We start from the raw sequence: 16,880 nt of genomic DNA on the forward strand, positions 1-16,880 counted from the left end.
GGTACGCCGCTGCCGTCGCACGGTCGAGAACTCGCTCGCACTGCCGCGCGTGCTCACCGACGCGTCCGCCCAATCGCGTCGCGTTAGCTTCGGATGAGCCCCAATTCACGAGCCTTGGCAACGGCCGAGGTGCGCGAGGCCGCGCCCAGTTTTGTGAAGATATGAACCAGGTGGGACTTCACAGTCGCTTCGGACAGAAACAGCCGCTCACCGATCTCGCGATTGGATGCCCCGGCCGCGACCAAGGCGAGCACTTCGCGTTCGCGAGGGCTCAGCTGGCCCTCGGAGGCCTGCACGCGCATGACCAGGCGGTTCTGAATGGCAGGAGCCAGAGCGCTCTCACCCGCGGCCGCCGCGCGCACCGCTGCGATGAGTTCCTCGGGCGGAGCGTCTTTGAGGAGATAGCCGCTGGCTCCCGCCTCAACGGCCCCGAGAATGTCGGCATCCGTGTCGTAGTTGGTGAGCACCAGTACGTGGGGCGGGCGCGCCTCCGCCCGGATCAGGCGCGTCGCCTCAGCACCTTGAAGGCCACCACCTTGAAGATCGCCGCCGAACTGCAGATCCATCAGCACGACATCCGGGCGTTCGCGCTCCGCGAGCATCACCGCGTCGCGTGCCGTCGCAGCCTCGCCGACCACGACCATGTCGTCTTCGAGGCCGAACAACGCGCGCAGCCCCGCGCGCACGACAGGATGATCATCGGCGAGTAACAGGCGGATCATGGCTCCTCCGAACGCATGGTCGAGTCGTCGTGTTCTGGTAGCGGTAGGGAGACGGCGACGGCGGTGCCCGATCCGGGCCGGGATTCGATGACGACATACCCGCCCAATTGTTCGGCGCGACCGCGAATTGCCCGCAGTCCGAACGATTCATGTGTGCTGCCCGGGTGAGCAGGCAGCGCGGTCGGGTCGAAACCTTGGCCGTCGTCGACGATGTCGATGCTGACGGAATCGTCCATGTAGCTCAGCGTGAGTTCCACTTGACTCGCGCGCGCGTGCTGAGTGACGTTCGCAAGAGATCCTTGTGCGATCCGCAAAAGGGCCGTCTCGACATCCATCGGCAGGGAGATCGGGTCGCCGCTGATGGTGACATGGATCGGCAGGCCTGCCGTCTCCGTCGTGCGCGAGGCCAGCCGGCGCAACGCCCCCTCGAGCGTCTGCTCTTCGAGCGCCGGCGGTGTCAGTTCCCGGATGAATCGCCGCGTCTCTGCCAGGTTCGTGGCCGCCGTCTCCCGGGCCAGTCGCACGTGGTCGATCGCCGGGTGATGCTCGTCGGCCCGTTCGACCGCGTGCAGCAGCAGCTGGATGCTGGAAAGCCCTTGCGCAACGGTGTCATGGATCTCGCGTGCAAGCCGGGCGCGTTCTGCGAGCACGCCGGCCTCGCGTTCCGTCGCAGCGAGTTGCTCACGAGTCGCCACGAGATCACGGATCAACGCCTCTCGCTCACGAGCTTCGCGGTAGAGCGCCTGATACCCGACGCCGATCGCGACAGCTACGGCCGCACCGATGATCGGCCCGACGACGACGCTGACTGAGAGCGCGATGTGCCAGGCGAGCGCGATGATCGCACATGCGGTCAACGCGGCGACGGCGATCACGTTCCATGGTTGCCGAATCAGGTGCAGCAACAGGAAGAAGAGCGGGAAAACGAGGTACGCGGCATCCGCCGTCAACGCCATCAGCGACAGGCACAGCACGACCAGCACGACCAGCCAGATCGGCCAGAGCAGTTTCGACGTCGAGAGGTGGAAGAACGATGCGGAGCCGTACACCACAAGCAGCGCGAGGCCGAGCACGATGACAGCGATGGTGCTGGAAGCGCCGGCCGCAGCGCCCGTGAGCATCGCGTGCACGACGACGAACAGGGTGAGCCCGACGAACAGGATGTGCAGCCCAACGCGCAGCGCGGTGAAGACCGGCGTCAGCGCTGAATGAATTTGCGCTGAATGAAATTGCGCTGAATGAATTGGGGCTGAATTATTCATTGCGGTCAGCCTAGCCAGTGGGTTGCCGGGCGGGCATCAATCGAAAGTAGTGCAGCGCGGAATCAGATCGTCGATGCTGTCAGCGCGGCGCGATCGAGCCGTCGCCGGCCGAGTAGCCCGCGCGCAGTCTCGTTCACGCAACGAACCCGGCCGGAATTGGTGCAGCAGAGCGGCCTGCGCTAGACAAGAAGTATGAGTCGCAGCAGCCAGGTGGAGATCGAGCGCAAATATGACGTGGCAACGATGATCGAGATACCCGATCTGGTCGGTGCGGGAACCATCGCAGTCGTCGAAGCTGTTGAAATCATCGACTTGGACGCGGTCTACTACGATACCGACGAGTTTCAGCTTGCCGCGAATCGTGTCGCGCTGCGACGCCGTGAAGGCGGCAGCGACGCGGGCTGGCACATCAAGATCAAGCAGCCTGAGGCCGAAGGCCGTACCGAGCTGCACTGGCCGATCGGCCAGCGCGCCGGTACCGGCGAGGTCGATGCGGTGCCAGCCGAACTCCAAGCCGAGGTTGAGGCGCTGACGGCCGGGCATCCGCTGCGCGCCGTCGCGCGAATCACGAACCGGCGCGAGAATCGCAGACTGCTCGATGCAGCAGGCTATCCAGTGGCCGAACTCAGCGACGATCACGTTCACGCTGAAAACCTCATCACGGCTGCCACTCGCGAATGGCGCGAGTGGGAAGTCGAACTGCTGGCGGCGGCACCCGATACCCGCGCAAAGCGCGCGGCGTTGCTCGGCGAAATCGAAGCCATCCTGCTGTCCTCCGGTGCGGTCGTGTCGCCCAGTTCGTCTAAGCTGGCTCGTGCCCTCGGTGTCGATGAAGCGACTTCGTAGGCCGCTTTTCGGATCACGCGCGTTTTGGTGCGAACCCGCCGCCTCGGGCAAGATCGATGCGGGGACTACGGAGGCAAATCGGTGAAAATCGGAATCTTGACCAGCGGCGGCGACTGTCCCGGGCTCAACGCGGTCATCCGGGGAGCGGTACTCAAGGGTGATCGTGTCTACGGTGCGGAGTTCTCGGGATTCCGATATGGTTGGCGCGGCGTCGTCAACGGCGACATCATGCCGCTGGACCGGCACAGTGTGCGAGGCCTCTCGCGGCAGGGCGGCACGATTCTCGGCTCAAGCCGCACCAATCCATTCGAGGGTGAGAACTCCGGCCCTGAAAATATTCAGCGGATGCTGGACGACAACGACATCGACGCGGTCATCGCGATCGGCGGCGAAGGAACACTCACCGCCGCCCGTCGGCTGACCGATGCAGGCCTCAAGATCGTCGGTGTGCCCAAAACGATCGACAACGACCTCGCAGCCACCGACTACTCATTCGGATTCGACACTGCTGTAGAGATCGCAACAGAGGCGATCGACCGGCTCCGAACGACGGCCGAGTCGCACCAGCGCTGCATGATCGTCGAGGTTATGGGTCGCCACGTCGGATGGATCGCGTTGCACTCCGGGATGGCAGGCGGGGCGCACGCCATCCTCATTCCGGAACAGCCGCAGTCGATTGAACAGATCTGCGCGTGGGTGGAGCATGTGCGGGATCGCGGCCGCGCACCAACGATCGTCGTGTCGGAGGGCTTCCACCTCGACACGATGGAGGAGGCGCACTCGCACAAGGGCTTGGACGCGTTCAACCGCCCGAGGCTTGGTGGCATCGGTGAAATGCTCGCGCCGCTCATCGAGGAGCGCACGGGCATCGAGTCGCGCGCAACAGTGATCGGACACATCCAGCGCGGCGGAGTTCCGAGTGCATACGACCGGGTGCTGGCGACGCGGCTGGGAATGTCGGCGATCGACGCCGTGGTCGATCAGCGGTGGGGGTCCATGGTCGCATTGAAGGGCACGGATGTCGTCAACGTCTCCATCGCCGATGCGACCGGTGGGCTCAACACCGTGCCGCAGTACCGCTATGACGAGGCCGCGCTGCTGTTCGGCTGAGCGCTGCTGTTCAGCCGGGCGCCACTGTTCGGCTGGGCGCCTCTGTTCGGTTGAGCACCGTCGCGCAGCGAGGCATTCGCGTTCGACTCAGCGCCCACGACTGCGATGATCGCCTTGACAACGGCGCGCACCGAAGCCCGATAGGCGGACTCGGGGCGTATGAGCGCGTCGATGTGCCGACCGAGTCGTACTCCCCGAATCGGGCGTAGTACGACGCCGGAGCGCGCTCGTTGCGCTCCTGTGTAGCGCGGAAGGAGCGCGACAGCGTCGCCGGCGCGCACAATGCTCGCGGCGGTGAAGAAGTCGTTGATGCGGTGGGCGATCGACAGACTGGCACCTGCCATTGCGCCGATCGTGTTCAGCGCGTCCATCAAAGGGAAGCCGTCATGCACGGCAATCCAGCGCTCGTCGCGCAGCTGTGCCGGCGTCACAGAGCGCTGTCCGGCGAGCCGATGCGTCGCGGGCAGTGCGACATCCAACGGCTCGAACGCGAGCGCTGTGCTGGCTACCGAGCTCGGCCATTGCGGACTCCCTGGCAGGCGGTGCGCGATAACGATGTCATGGTCGACCGTCAGCGTGGGGAACTCCTGCTGCGCAACATCCTCATCACTACAACTGACGGCAGGCCCGTCGGCCTCGCGCAGCTGGGCGATGAGCGGTCCGAACCAGGCCGTACCTGCGCTGTGGAATGCCGAAACGGTGACGATTTGATTCTCGTCGGCCTGGAATTCGCTGATTGCGTTCTCGGCCTGAGCCAGGGCGCTCGAGACCGCAACAGCTGCTCCGGCGAGTTGCCTGCCGGCATCCGTCAACTCCAGGACTCGACCGCGCTTGCGGGTGAGAGGGATTCCCGCTGCACGCTGCAGTGCAGCCAGTTGCTGAGAGATCGCCGACGGGGTGACGTGTAACGACTGTGCGACGGCGACGACACTTCCGCGATCCTGCAACTCGCGCAGGGCTCGAAGTCCACTGAATTCCATTTAGCAATTCTAAATGATCATGTTAGAGACTGAGCCTTGATCTAAGTGATTATCACGACGCACCATGAAACGTGCTGTTCTCGATCGTGTCCCGCTTCCGTGTCGACCTGCTGCTGCTTGCTGTGGCCGTCGTCTGGGGGAGCAGCTATCTGGCGACGAAGGACCTGACTCAGCATGGCGGTGTGCTGCCGGTGCTTGCGCTGCGATTTCTGCTCACGACGCTCGCGATGGTTATCGTCTGGGCGATCTGGCGGCTGCGTGGCAGCGGTCGCACACCCGGGCGGGTGGGCCTGCGGCATCCTGGCCGGCGTGAAATAGCGGTCGGATGTGTGCTGGGCTGCACCCAGGCCGCGATTCTTGCGCTGGAGACGTTCGGGGTCAGCCGGACGAGTGCGACGAACGCCGGTTTGATCATCAGCCTGACACTGGTGTTCACGCCGATCCTGGAATCGGTGGCCGCGCGCGCGTGGCTGCCACCGGCGTTCTTCGTCGCCGCGGTCGTCGCCGTCGTCGGCGTGGCGCTTCTCGTCTCCGACCGAGGCTTCCAACTGCCTGGGGTCGGTGACGCCCTGATGCTGGCTGCGGCACTCGTGCGCTCGGTTCATGTAACCGTGATGGCGAGACTGACTGCGGGCACCACACACAGCTCGCTCACGCTGACACTCGTGCAGTCGGCGGTCTGTGCGCTCGTATTCTCGCTGGCGGATGCGCGCGGGCTCGGCACCGCATTGCGCTCGTTCGGCCCGGCGGACTGGGTTGGCGTCATCTACCTGGCACTGGCTTGCAGCGTTTTCGCCTTTCTCGCACAGCTCTGGGCAATCCGACGCACGTCGGCTACCCGTGCGAGCCTGTTGCTCGGAACCGAACCGCTGTGGGCGGTCATCATCGCCGTCACTCTGGGTGCCGAGGCGATCGGGCTACTGGGCGTCAGCGGCGGCATCCTGATTCTGGTGGGTGCTTGGTGGGCACAGCGCATCGAGCGCAGACATCGCTTGTCGGCGCTCGATGCTCGCCCCGTCGATCTCGCACCGGCCGCTGTCACGTCTGCCGATGCGAATCCGTTCAGCTGACTGGCGTCTCGCCGAGCCCGAGAACGTCCAGAACCCAAGCGAGTTCCCACGCGCGTTCCCGCCAGGCCGCATACCGTCCGCTGACGCCGCCGTGGCCGGCGCTCAGCTCCGTCTTGAGCAGTACGGCGGCGTCGACTTCGCGCAGGCGCGCGACCCATTTGGCCGGTTCGACGTAGAGCACTCGGGTGTCGTTCAGACTCGTGACTGCAAGGATGCGTGGATAGCGCGCATCCTCTCGGACGTTCTCGTACGGCGAGTATGACTTCATGTATGCGTACACAGCGGGATCGTGCAGCGGGTCGCCCCACTCGTCCCACTCGATCACCGTCAACGGCAGAGACGGGTCGAGGATCGAGGTCAGTGCGTCGACGAATGGGACTCCGGCGAGGATGCCCGCGAATGTCTGCGGTGCAAGATTCGCGACCGCGCCCATCAACAATCCTCCCGCACTGCGGCCCTCCGCGACCAAACGGTCGCTCGTCGTCCAGCCCGCAGCGATCAACTGCTCTGCCGCTGCGACGAAATCGGTGAAGGTGTTCTTCTTGGCCAAGGTTTTGCCGGATTCGTACCAGGCGCGACCCAGTTCGCCACCACCGCGTACGTGGGCGATCGCGTAGACGGCGCCGCGATCCAGCAGGGCTAGACGGGCGATTGAGAATGCCGGGTCGATGCTCGACTCGTAGGATCCGTAGCCGTACAGCTCCAGGGGTGCCGGCACGCCCGGAGTGACGAGGTCGCGGCGGTAAACCAGGGAGATCGGTACGCGGGTGCCGTCAGAAGCGACCGCCCACTCCCGCTGCTGCGCATACAGGGTTGGATCGTAATCGCCGAGTACGGCTTGCTGTTTGAGCAGGCGTCGCTGGCCGGTTGTGATGTCGTAGTCGAACACGCTCGACGGTGTCGCCAGCGACCCGTAGCCGAGGCGCACCGTCGGTTGCATCCACTCCGGGTTGCTCCCGGCACCAACGGTGTTCAGGGGTTCGTCGAAGGTCAGTTCTTCAAGTGGTCCGTAGCCCGCCGCAGTGATCGGTATGACCCCCAGCCGGGACAGTGCGTCGCGCCGGTACTCCACCACCAGGTGATCAGAGAACGCGTCGACCGACTCCAACCGGATTGCAGGATCGTGGGCGAGGATGACCCGGCGCGGGCCGGTCGGGTCGCTGGCGGCGACATCCACCAGTTCGAAGTTCCGGGCGCCGTCGTTATGCAGGATCAGCAGGCGGTCCTCGCCTCCGACGACGGCATGCTCGAGTGAATACTCGACGCCGTCCTGGCGCGGCCAGACCACGCGAAAATCGCCGGTGGGATCGGCGGCATCCAACAGGCGGTATTCCGTGGTGATGTTCGAGCCGAGCTCGACAACCAGATACCGGCGACTCCTGGTGCTGCCGACGCCCGCCCAGAACCGTTCGTCCGGTTCTAAGAAGACGGTGGTGTCTGCGCTGGCGGCGGCGCCGACCTCATGCCGCCACACAGTGTCGGGGCGCCAGGCGTCGTCAACCGTTGTGTAGAAAACGAAGCGGCCGTCCGGCGAGAACACGGCCCCGTGCGAGGTGTTCGGCACTTCATCCGCGAGGTCATCGCCGGATTCCAGGTTGCGGACGCGAAGGGTGAACCGTTCGTCGCCGACCGTGTCTGTTGCATATGCCAGCAGCGTGCCGTCCGCGGAGATGTCAAAACTGCCGAGCGAAAAGAAGTCGTGACCCTCCGCCTCGACATTGCCGTCGAGCAGGATGTGTTCACCCGGCAGCGCAGGTTCGTCTGCCGGCGCGCCCGCGATGTTCGGCGGTGCCCAATCTGCGTTGTCTGTGATCGGCGCCCGGGCGTGCACAGCATACTGTTTGCCTTCGAAAGAGCGGGAGTAGTACCACCAGGCACCGCGCCGAGTCGGCACGGACAAATCCGTCTCCTGGGTGTGGGCCTTGATCTCGCCGAAAATGCTCTCGCGGAGAGCCTCCAGGTGTGCGGTCTGCTCGGCGGCGTACGCGTTCTCTGCCGTCAAGTGCGCGATGACGCGCGGATCGTCCTTCTCTCGCAGCCACTCGTATTGGTCGATGACGGTGTCGCCGTGGTGGATGCGCTCGTGCGGAACGCGCAGAGCGACGGGAGCGGTCGAGTGCTTCATGGATCCACCGTACCGGCCGCGCATGGTGGGAATCATCTGCGGCGCCAGATGGTTGCGCACACCGAGACAATGCGGCGCACTGGCGCCGCGCGAGAGGATGACCGTGTCGAGATTCGTGCAATATCAGCAATTCGGCGGCCCAGACGTCATTGAAGTCGCCGAAGTCGACCCGCCGCATCCCGGCGCTGGGCAGGTGCGGGTGCGGGTGCTCGCTGCCGGACTGAATCCGGTCGATTTCAAGATCTATCACGGCGGACCGGTTGCGGCGGCATACGGTGCCGTCGTGCCTTCCGGTGTCGGCAACGATTTCTCCGGTGTGATCGACGAACTCGGGGACGGCGTCACGGAATGGAGTCTGGGAGACGAGGTGTTCGGCAGTTCCAGGAATTTCGCCGAGGCAGATTTCGTCGTGGTCGACGCCGGCGTGCTGATCAGGAAACCGGCCGGGCTGCCATTCGAGGTCGCGGGCTCGCTTGCCGTAGTGGGTCGGACCGCGTGGGCAAGCGTCAACGCACTCAAGCTCTCCCCAGCCGACACGGTTCTGGTCAGCGCCGCGGCCGGCGGAGTCGGGGTGCTTGCTGCGCAGCTGGCGCTGGCGAGAGGTGCGACGGTCGTCGGCACCGCGAGTACCGCAAATCATGACTATTTGCGATCGCTCGGTGTTGTGCCGGTCGGCTACGGCGACGGCTTGGCCGATCGCATCCGCGAAGCCGCACCGCAGGGCATCACGGCCGTGCTCGACAACCACGGGCCGGCGACGATCGAGGTGGCGGTCGGGCTCGGCGTTCCGCTGAACCGGATCAACACGATCGCCGCGTACGGCTATGAGGGCGTGTTGGTGGTCGGCGGAGCCGCTGCGACGGCTGATGATCTGTCGCACGTGGCGCAGTTGCTCGCAGACGGTGAGCTGGAATTGCCGATTGACTCGATCTATCCGCTCGAGCGCGTGCGTGAAGCATATGAGAGGCTCGAGTCCGGGCACGTGCGCGGCAAAATCGTGCTGGTCACAGAATAGGTCGTCACCGAGTAGCTTGGCACCGAGCAGTTCGTCACCATTCAGCCTGTGACAGAGTGGGAACCTATGAGTCAGATTCCGCAATACACACTTTCCGATGGCAGCACGTTGCCGGCGATCGGGTTCGGAACCTACCCGCTGAAGGGCGACGAAGGGGTTCGGGCCGTTGCTTCTGCGATCGATGCCGGGTACCGGTTGATCGACACCGCGGTCAATTATCAGAACGAGGATGCCGTCGGCCGCGGAATTGCAGCGTCCGGGCTGCCGCGCGACCAGGTTCAGCTCACCACCAAGCTGCCAGGACGCGATCATGGTTTTGACGAGACGCTCGCATCGTTCGACCGCTCGTGCTCGGCGCTCGGCGTCGACTACCTCGACCTCTACCTGATCCACTGGCCGAACCCGAGCGTCGGCAAGTTCGTCGACAGCTGGCGGGCGATGATTCGGCTGCAGGAGCAGGGCAGGGTGCGCTCGATCGGTGTGTCCAACTTCACACAAGAGTTTCTGACCAGGCTGCAGGACGAAACAGGCGTGCTACCGGTGGTGAACCAGGTGGAGTTGCATCCGTTCTTTCCCCAAGTCGAGCTGCTGGCCTTCCACGAGCAGCACGGCATCCGCACAGAAGCGTGGAGCCCACTCGGCAAGCGCGCACCGATCCGCGAGGAGCATGTGATTGTCGCGACGGCCCGGGCCCACGGTGTGACCGAAGCCCAGGTGATTCTGCGATGGCAGGTTGAGCGAGGAGTGCTGCCTATCCCGAAGACCGCGAACATGCAGCGGCAACGTGAGAATATCGACGTGTTCAGTTTCCACCTCAGCTCCGAAGAAGTCACTGCGATCACGGCGCTGGGCCGCGACACAGGCCGCTTATTCGATGGCGACCCGAACACCCACGAAGAGATGTGAGCGGTCAACCGCAGGCGAGCCGCTGACGAAGCCGCAGGATAATGGGGTCATGATCTCGACAGAGCTCGCTCGCAGGCTCCGCGACGCAGGACTGCGCTGGCATCCATTGTCAGGAGACGCATTTCGCATCGATTCGGCCGAATTCGAATCCGACGTGTTCACTGTCAGCGAGATGACGATCGAGGCACACGAGTTCGACACAGGCACGATACTCGGCTTCAACGGCACGACGGAGTGGGCACTGGATTCTGTTGCGATCGAGCGTGCGCTCTGGCTGCCACGCGAAGACCAATTGCGGCAGTTGCTTGGTGCCGCGTTCCTGTCACTGACCAGACTGTCAGACGGGCGCTATCGAGTGCTGACGCTGCTCGAGGGCCGTCAGTCTGAATTCGTGGCGGATGAGCCAGCACAGGCTTACGCCCTCGCGCTGCTCGCGCTCGTTCTGCATTCGACGTCCCCTCTCGCCTGACGCTCGCCCGCGTGTCGCGGTGTTCGCCGTGGTGCCAGCCTCGATCCGCGTATTCCCAGCCCTCACAAGGATTCGACGCCTATCGTGATCGCTGTGCCGTACTCCCGACCGATGCTGAGTCGCGTTCCCGTTTGGGCCTGGCGTGCGCTCATGGCGCAGTTGCACGGTTTTCAGACGCGGCACTTCAACACCGAACCGATTGAAGCGGTCGACTATCGGCTCGACATCGACTATGTCGGAGACGCCATCAGGGCGCATCGCCTCGATGTTCTCCGCCCGCGCGGCACGAGCCAGCGATTGCCGGTATACGTGTACTTCCACGGCGGAGGATGGATCGCCGGCGACAAGCTGCCTTTGACAAAATACTGTGCCAGCCAGGCGGCGGAGGGCATGGTCGTTGTCAACGTCAACTATCGGATGGCAGGCCGCTTCGATATGAAGCACCTGCTGCACGACGGCAACGATGCACTCGCCTGGGTGCGCGATCACATTGCGGAATTCGGCGGCGACCCTGACAATCTGGTGCTTGCCGGCGACTCCGCAGGCGGTCAGATCGCGGCCCTGCTTGCCGCAATGTCGACGCGGGCCGAACTTGCAGACCACTACGAGTTGACACCGGCGTTGGCGCGCCGCAGTCTGACCGGGCTCGTGCTGCACTGCGGCGCGCTCGACTTCTCCGTCGTGTTCGAGCCTGGTTTCATCATGGGCCTCGGCTTCGTGCGGATGCTGTTGCCCGGCAAGGGCCGCGGACTCACCCTTTCCCGTGCCGCGCGTTGGCTCTCGCCGATCGACTGGCTCGATCAGAGTTTCGCCCCCGTGCTCGTCACGACAAGTGAACGTGACTTCTTCTATCGGGCGAACCTGAACTTCGTCGAGGCGCTGCGAAGACACGGCGTGCGAGTCGAGACGCTGATGTTCGACGGTTCCCGCCGCAATACGGAACACACCTGGCAGCAGAACTACCGCTACCCGGAGTCGCAAGAGGTGTACCGGCGACTGCAGCAGTTCGTGCGCAGCGTCACGAGCGCGCCGGTGACCGCGGTGGCCGCCGGGTGAGCCTGCGCTGACACCCCGCGGATCATCGTCTAGCTCACGTGCACCGACGGCCTGCGCTTCGCGTTCTTCTCCGCCTCGCGGAGCACCTCGCGCGTCACCGGCGCGACCTCGCCGGCGCCGGCGACCAGGAATCGCAGCATATTCGATATCGGGTTGCCTTCTGTCCATTCGAAGTAGACCTCAGGCACGACTCCGGTCAAGTCTCTGATCTCGAGCAGGATCGCAGCGATCGTGTTCGGCACGTTGCCGCTGTGTACCTCGAGCACCCGGAAACCGTGGCGTGAGACACCGCGAACGATGAGATCCTCCTCGAAATCCGACGAGTCGGACGGCAGGACCTCGAGGAAGATGATCGGAGAGCGCTGCGGAATATGACTGAAGCGGCGCTCATCCCTGCTCTTGTCCTGATACTCCTTCGCCGTGTCGTCGTCCCTGCGCTTGTTCGGCTCATGCGCGACGATTCGAATGGAATCGTTGTCTTCCGCATCTCTCAGCACGAAACCCGCGGCTTCGTCATCGATCGTGACAGAGGTCGCTCGCAACTGAAAAGATCGGCGCACGCGCGACACGAGCGAGACGGCCATGATTCCGAGGATGAACAGGCCACCGATCCGCACGCCGTCAGGGCGTTCGAAGATGTTGGCCACGGTCGTGTACACGAAGACGACCGCGATGATCGTGAACATGATCGTGCGCCACTTCTGGCGTTTTCGCCGTGCAGACAGAGCTACGGCAGCGGCGGCTGAGGTGATCAACACGAGCACCCCGGTCGCGTACGCGCCGCCCTGGGCGTCGACGTTGGCCTGGAAGATAAGGGTGATCAAAAACGCGATCAGGATGAATACGATGACAAGTGGCCGAACGGCGCGTGCCCATTGCGGTGCCATTCCGTAGCGTGGCAGATAGCGAGGCACGAGGTTGAGCAGCCCGGCCATCGCCGATGCACCCGCAAACCAGAGAATGAAGATCGTGCTCAGGTCATAGACCGTCCCGAATGCGGGGCCGAGGTATTCGTGGGCGAGATAGGCCAGTGCACGCCCGTTCGCCGCTCCTCCAGGCTGGAATTCCTTTTGCGGAATCAGCAGCGTCGTGGCGAGGCTGGAGGAGACCAAGAAGGCGCTCATGATGATCGCGGCGGTTGCGAGCAGGTGGCCGGTGCCTCGGATCCGCCCGCGCGGCGCATCCGCTGTGTCTCCAGGCGCTCCCGTGATCTGTGGCATCACGGCGACGCCGGTCTCGAAGCCGGACAAGCCGAGTGCGAGCTTGGGGAAAACGATCAACGCGATTCCGGCGACCAGCAGCGGATTGCCGTGCTGCGCTGTCAGGGCACCCCACCAGTCCGTGATCACGACCGGATGCTGCGCCACCTGCCCGAACGCCACCGCGACGACGACGACGTTCAGCGCGAGATAGACTCCGACCAGGACGACCGCAATTCCAATCGCCTCTTTGAAGCCTTTGAGGAACACGGCCCCAAGCAGAGCGATGAGGATCAGCGTGAGCGGCACCTGTGCTCCGTGGAACCACGCTGGTGCAAATGGATTCTCGATCGCGTGGGCAGTCGCATCCGCGGCAGACAGCGTGATCGTGATCATGAAGTCGGTCGCGGCGAATCCGAGAAGAATCAGCACGAAGAGTTTGCCCGCCCACCACGGCAGCAATCGTTCGAGCATTGCAATCGATCCGGAACCGCGAAAGCTCTCCTTCGACACGCGCAGATACACCGGCAGCGCTCCGCCCAGGGTCAGGATCACCAGCACGATAGTGGCGAACGGCGAAATCAGTCCGGCAGCAAGCGCCGCGATCGCCGGCTGATAGCCGAGTGTGGAGAAGTAGTCGAGACCGGTCAGACACATCACTCGCCACCAGGAGTGCGTCTTCTCCGGTGCGCGCGCGTGCGGGCCTTGGTGGGTTCCGTTGGGGTCGATCAGCCCGTCGAGCATCCATGCCCTGATTCCGCGACTGGCGGGCGCCGTGTTACTCACGTGGCAACACTACGTCTTCTCTGGTCGCAGCCCTATCAAGTTGACCTCGCGGGTTTCAGGTGTGAGTATCGAGTTGGCTACCAAGCGATGCCACCTCCATTACATGAAATCCCGATGAATTCGACACCTTCCCGTGTCGAAGGGCGGGATTGACTGTGCGCACCCACACAGAAAGACGCCGGTGGATCTCACCCTGATCGTGGTGCTGGTGATCGCACTGGCGCTGTTCTTCGACTTCACCAACGGGTTCCATGACACAGCGAACGCGATGGCGACTCCGATCGCAACGGGGGCGATGCGTCCGAAGGTTGCTGTCGCCCTCGCCGCGTGCTTGAACCTGGTCGGTGCGTTCCTCTCCACGGCTGTGGCCCAGACGATCTCCGGCGGCATCATCAATGAAGGACCCGGTGGCGTCAGCATCACCCCCGAAATGATCTTCGCCGGTCTCGTCGGCGCCATCATTTGGAACATGGTGACCTGGTTGTTCGGTCTTCCGTCAAGCTCGTCTCATGCGCTATTCGGTGGGCTGATCGGCGCCGCGATTGTCGGGGCCGGTTTCAGCTCTGTCAACTATCTCGTGCTCGTCGACAAGGTGATCCTTCCGGCGCTGCTTGCCCCGCTGATTGCCGGGTTTGTGGCCTATCTGTCGACAAAGCTCGCGTATGCGATCACGCGGCGCTATGACAATCGACCGGATGGCCGTGCCGGGTTCCGCTACGGGCAGATCTTCTCATCGTCGCTGGTCGCACTCGCGCACGGAACGAATGACGCACAGAAGACCATGGGCGTGATCACGCTCGTTTTGATCTCCGCGGGACTACAGGCGCAGGGCACCGATCCGCAGTTCTGGGTGATCTTCGCCTGTGCGCTTGCGATCGCTGCGGGAACGTACACGGGCGGTTGGCGCATCATCCGCACGCTCGGAACCGGGCTGACCGAGGTGAAGCCCGCGCAGGGCTTCGCCGCTGAGACGAGCACCGCAGCGACCATTCTCGCGTCGACACACCTCGGCTTTGCGCTCTCGACAACGCAGGTCGCTTCCGGTTCGGTGATCGGCTCGGGGCTCGGCCGCCGGGGCTCGTCTGTGCGCTGGCGTACGGCGGGCCGGATCGGCACCGGCTGGTTGATGACGCTTCCCTGTGCTGCGGTCGTCGGGGCAGCTGCCGCCTTCATCGCGCACCTCGGCCCGATCGGGATCGGGATCGTCGGGATCGTCGGTATCGGCGTCATCGTCGTCATCTTCGGCATCGCCAGTCGCAACAGGGTCGACAGCAAGAACGCGCTCGGCGGAGTCAACGAAGTGGCGCAGTCGGTTGACGCGGTGCGGATCAGGAAGGTCAAGCCGAAGAAGTCGACGGGAAAGCGCAGCGACAAGAGGGATGCCGCATGATCAACTGGATCTCGTTCTTCGTCGTCGCGTTCGCGGCTATCTTCTCAGCGTGCATCGTCGTTGTGCTGTTCTCGCTCGGACTGCGCCTGTTGAGCACGGCGGGCAAGACGCCACTCGCGATTCCGGCCGAGTTCACAGACGCCATCACGATCGTCACGCCCGCGGAGGCGGCGGCTGAGGCCAAGCGCATCCGCAAGGCCGCCAAGCGCAACCCACTGAGCCGTGCGCAACAACGGTTGGTGCTCATTGGCGCATACAGCTGCTTCACCTTGTGCGGTGCCGCAGTACTGTTCGGCATCTATCTGATCATCCCGGCATTGCACCACTGACACGCATTCCACTGAAGGTCGCGGGGGCGGATTCGAGCTGCCAGGTCGGGAGCCGAAGATCATCGAGCACCGCAGCTTAGGATTGCAGCCATGACTCAGGGTGATGTCGCCGGTATCGTCGCCGGCCTCCGCGATCGTTTCGATGCTGGTGCGACCAAGCCGGTCGCCTGGCGGATAGGGCAGTTGCGGGCCATGCGGGCGATGCTGACCACACACAGTTCGGCGTTCGAGGCCGCGCTGGCCGCAGACCTCGGCAAGAACGCGACCGAGTCCTTTCTGGTGGAGATCGGTTTTGTGATCGGGGAGATCGACCACACCCTGAAACACTTGCGCCGGTGGTTGCGGCCGCGTCGCGTGGGCGTGCCCGGCGCGGTGCTTCCAGCTCGGGCGTCGATCGTACGCGAGCCGCTCGGCGTTGTCCTCGTAATCGCCCCGTGGAACTATCCCGTTCAGTTGATGCTCACTCCGGTTGTCGGTGCGCTCGCAGCCGGCAACGCGGTCGTGTTGAAGCCGAGTGAACTCGCGCCGGCGACGTCGGCGGCGATTGCAGAACTGGTGCCCAAGTACCTGGACGCACGCGCGGTTGCAGTCGTTGAAGGAGCCGTCGACGAGACGACGCAGTTACTTGCGGAACGCTTCGACCACATCTTCTACACCGGAAACGCCCGCGTCGGTCGCATCGTGATGACCGCGGCCGCGAAGAACCTCACACCGGTGACACTCGAACTCGGCGGAAAGTCGCCAGTTTACGTTGACGACAGCGTCGATTTGGCCGCGGCCGCCGCTCGCATCGCCTGGGGCAAATTCATGAACGCCGGGCAGACCTGTGTGGCACCGGACTACCTCCTTGCCGCCGCGGATGTTGCGGCACGGCTCGAACCGCTTCTCACGAGCGCGATCGCCGACCTATACGGTGCCGATCCGCGGGGGAGCGCCGACTACGGTCGCATTGTCAACGGCGCACAGTTCGATCGTTTGGGCACGTTGCTTGGAGAGGGACGCCGGGTTGTCGCAGGCGCGTCGGATGCTGCCACGCGCTACCTTGGGCCGACCGTGCTTGCGGATGTCGCGCGCGATTCAGCGGTCATGCAGCAGGAGATCTTCGGGCCGATTCTGCCGATCATCACGGTGCGCGGACTGGATGATGCGCTTGCGTTCATCCGTGGCGGCGACAAACCGTTGTCTCTCTACGTTTTCAGCTCGTCGGATCGGGTGCGCAGGCGGTTCATCACAGAAACCAGTTCCGGCGCGATCGGATTCGGCATTCCGGCGGCGCACTTGGTCGTTCCGGGCCTGCCGTTCGGAGGCGTCGGTGCCAGCGGAATGGGTGCCTACCATGGCGAGCGATCGGTCGCAACGTTCAGCCACGAGAAGGCGGTTCTGTCCAAGCCGCTCGCTCCGGACACCATGCGCTTGGTCTACCCGCCGTACACCCAGAAGAAGGACAACTTCATTCGCGGGTTGCTGCGCAAGCTGGGCTGAGCGACGCTTCGCGCAGACTGTGGTGTCGCATCCGAAGATTCGGACGAACCGACAATGCGCGCGTCATGATTCGCTCGGGTAAAGTCGCTACCGTAGGAAAAGAGCCACAAGCGCTTTCCGTGAGGCAATGGAG

General features: G+C 64.0%; 15 protein-coding genes. 10 read left to right on the plus strand and 5 right to left on the minus strand.

Translation table 11 applies throughout. The annotated features are described in order from the left end of the window. Positions 1–83: 83 nt before the first annotated feature. Positions 84–722, minus strand: coding sequence for a response regulator (locus QU604_RS08290; protein WP_308468336.1), 639 nt, complete (start codon positions 720–722; stop codon positions 84–86). Continuing rightward, the gene (locus tag QU604_RS08295) at positions 719–1,984 is read right to left on the minus strand and encodes a sensor histidine kinase (RefSeq protein ID WP_308468337.1); all 1,266 of its coding nucleotides are present in this window, start codon (positions 1,982–1,984) and stop codon (positions 719–721) included. The genes QU604_RS08290 and QU604_RS08295 overlap by 4 nt, the downstream gene beginning before the upstream one ends. 192 nt (positions 1,985–2,176) lie before the next feature. Here QU604_RS08295 and QU604_RS08300 point away from each other — a divergent pair, with 192 nt between their 5' ends. After that, complete coding sequence (locus tag QU604_RS08300) at positions 2,177–2,830, plus strand: CYTH domain-containing protein (protein WP_308468338.1); 654 nt, start codon at positions 2,177–2,179, stop codon at positions 2,828–2,830. A gap of 81 nt (positions 2,831–2,911) precedes the next feature. After that, positions 2,912–3,940 (plus strand): 6-phosphofructokinase, encoded by a 1,029-nt coding sequence (locus QU604_RS08305; RefSeq protein ID WP_308468339.1) that lies wholly within the window; start codon positions 2,912–2,914, stop codon positions 3,938–3,940. On the opposite strand, the gene QU604_RS08310 is transcribed toward QU604_RS08305, so the two are convergent. After that, positions 3,910–4,920, minus strand: coding sequence for a LysR family transcriptional regulator (locus QU604_RS08310; protein WP_308468340.1), 1,011 nt, complete (start codon positions 4,918–4,920; stop codon positions 3,910–3,912). The genes QU604_RS08305 and QU604_RS08310 overlap by 31 nt on opposite strands. Positions 4,921–4,991: 71 nt before the next feature. On the opposite strand from QU604_RS08310, the gene QU604_RS08315 reads away from it, so the two are divergent. Next, a complete protein-coding gene (locus QU604_RS08315) occupies positions 4,992–5,990 on the plus strand; it encodes a DMT family transporter (protein WP_308468341.1) in 999 nt (332 codons plus the stop codon). On the opposite strand, the gene QU604_RS08320 is transcribed toward QU604_RS08315, so the two are convergent. Then, positions 5,983–8,115, minus strand: coding sequence for a S9 family peptidase (locus QU604_RS08320; RefSeq protein WP_308468342.1), 2,133 nt, complete (start codon positions 8,113–8,115; stop codon positions 5,983–5,985). The two genes, QU604_RS08315 and QU604_RS08320, sit on opposite strands and share 8 nt — an antisense overlap. 97 nt (positions 8,116–8,212) lie before the next feature. Between QU604_RS08320 and QU604_RS08325 the strand changes: the two genes are divergently transcribed. The 4 genes from QU604_RS08325 to QU604_RS08340 all read left to right on the plus strand — a co-directional run bounded on the left by QU604_RS08325 (position 8,213) and on the right by QU604_RS08340 (position 11,561). Further along, positions 8,213–9,130 carry an NADP-dependent oxidoreductase gene (locus QU604_RS08325; RefSeq protein WP_308468343.1) on the plus strand — a complete coding sequence of 306 codons (918 nt, stop codon included), beginning with the start codon at positions 8,213–8,215 and terminating at the stop codon, positions 9,128–9,130. 66 nt (positions 9,131–9,196) lie between these two features. Further along, positions 9,197–10,036: an aldo/keto reductase gene (locus tag QU604_RS08330; RefSeq protein WP_308468344.1), complete on the plus strand. Its 840-nt coding sequence runs from the start codon at positions 9,197–9,199 to the stop codon at positions 10,034–10,036. A gap of 49 nt (positions 10,037–10,085) precedes the next feature. Continuing rightward, positions 10,086–10,505 (plus strand): hypothetical protein, encoded by a 420-nt coding sequence (locus QU604_RS08335; protein WP_308468345.1) that lies wholly within the window; start codon positions 10,086–10,088, stop codon positions 10,503–10,505. An 84-nt stretch (positions 10,506–10,589) separates the two neighbouring features. Beyond that, positions 10,590–11,561: an alpha/beta hydrolase gene (locus QU604_RS08340; protein ID WP_308468346.1), complete on the plus strand. Its 972-nt coding sequence runs from the start codon at positions 10,590–10,592 to the stop codon at positions 11,559–11,561. 29 nt (positions 11,562–11,590) lie between these two features. Here the strand turns inward: QU604_RS08340 and QU604_RS08345 are convergent, their stop codons facing one another. Further along, positions 11,591–13,504, minus strand: a complete 1,914-nt coding sequence (locus QU604_RS08345) for an APC family permease (RefSeq protein ID WP_308468875.1) — start codon at positions 13,502–13,504, stop codon at positions 11,591–11,593. 223 nt (positions 13,505–13,727) lie between these two features. Here QU604_RS08345 and QU604_RS08350 point away from each other — a divergent pair, with 223 nt between their 5' ends. The 3 genes from QU604_RS08350 to QU604_RS08360 all read left to right on the plus strand — a co-directional run bounded on the left by QU604_RS08350 (position 13,728) and on the right by QU604_RS08360 (position 16,747). Then, entirely contained in the window at positions 13,728–14,936 is a 1,209-nt protein-coding gene (locus QU604_RS08350; protein WP_308468347.1) for an inorganic phosphate transporter, read from the plus strand. Then, positions 14,933–15,265, plus strand: a complete 333-nt coding sequence (locus tag QU604_RS08355; RefSeq protein ID WP_308468348.1) for a peptidase — start codon at positions 14,933–14,935, stop codon at positions 15,263–15,265. The genes QU604_RS08350 and QU604_RS08355 overlap by 4 nt, the downstream gene beginning before the upstream one ends. Positions 15,266–15,346: 81 nt before the next feature. Continuing rightward, positions 15,347–16,747, plus strand: coding sequence for an aldehyde dehydrogenase family protein (locus QU604_RS08360; protein WP_308468876.1), 1,401 nt, complete (start codon positions 15,347–15,349; stop codon positions 16,745–16,747). The last annotated feature ends 133 nt before the right edge of the window (positions 16,748–16,880 follow it).

It is taken from the genome of Rathayibacter sp. SW19 (assembly GCF_030866825.1).
In the GTDB taxonomy this organism is placed as follows: Bacteria; Actinomycetota; Actinomycetes; order Actinomycetales; family Microbacteriaceae; genus Rathayibacter_A; species Rathayibacter_A soli.

What these genes read in the sequence shown, in the direction of transcription:
- QU604_RS08290 (WP_308468336.1), bottom strand. Translation starts at nt 722, where the DNA reads ATGATCCGCCTGTTACTCGCCGATGATCATCCTGTCGTGCGCGCGGGG.
- QU604_RS08295 (WP_308468337.1), bottom strand. Translation starts at nt 1,984, where the DNA reads ATGAATAATTCAGCCCCAATTCATTCAGCGCAATTTCATTCAGCGCAA.
- QU604_RS08300 (WP_308468338.1), top strand. Translation starts at nt 2,177, where the DNA reads ATGAGTCGCAGCAGCCAGGTGGAGATCGAGCGCAAATATGACGTGGCA.
- QU604_RS08310 (WP_308468340.1), bottom strand. Translation starts at nt 4,920, where the DNA reads ATGGAATTCAGTGGACTTCGAGCCCTGCGCGAGTTGCAGGATCGCGGA.
- QU604_RS08320 (WP_308468342.1), bottom strand. Translation starts at nt 8,115, where the DNA reads ATGAAGCACTCGACCGCTCCCGTCGCTCTGCGCGTTCCGCACGAGCGC.
- QU604_RS08325 (WP_308468343.1), top strand. Translation starts at nt 8,213, where the DNA reads ATGACCGTGTCGAGATTCGTGCAATATCAGCAATTCGGCGGCCCAGAC.
- QU604_RS08330 (WP_308468344.1), top strand. Translation starts at nt 9,197, where the DNA reads ATGAGTCAGATTCCGCAATACACACTTTCCGATGGCAGCACGTTGCCG.
- QU604_RS08335 (WP_308468345.1), top strand. Translation starts at nt 10,086, where the DNA reads ATGATCTCGACAGAGCTCGCTCGCAGGCTCCGCGACGCAGGACTGCGC.
- QU604_RS08345 (WP_308468875.1), bottom strand. Translation starts at nt 13,504, where the DNA reads ATGCTCGACGGGCTGATCGACCCCAACGGAACCCACCAAGGCCCGCAC.
- QU604_RS08355 (WP_308468348.1), top strand. Translation starts at nt 14,933, where the DNA reads ATGATCAACTGGATCTCGTTCTTCGTCGTCGCGTTCGCGGCTATCTTC.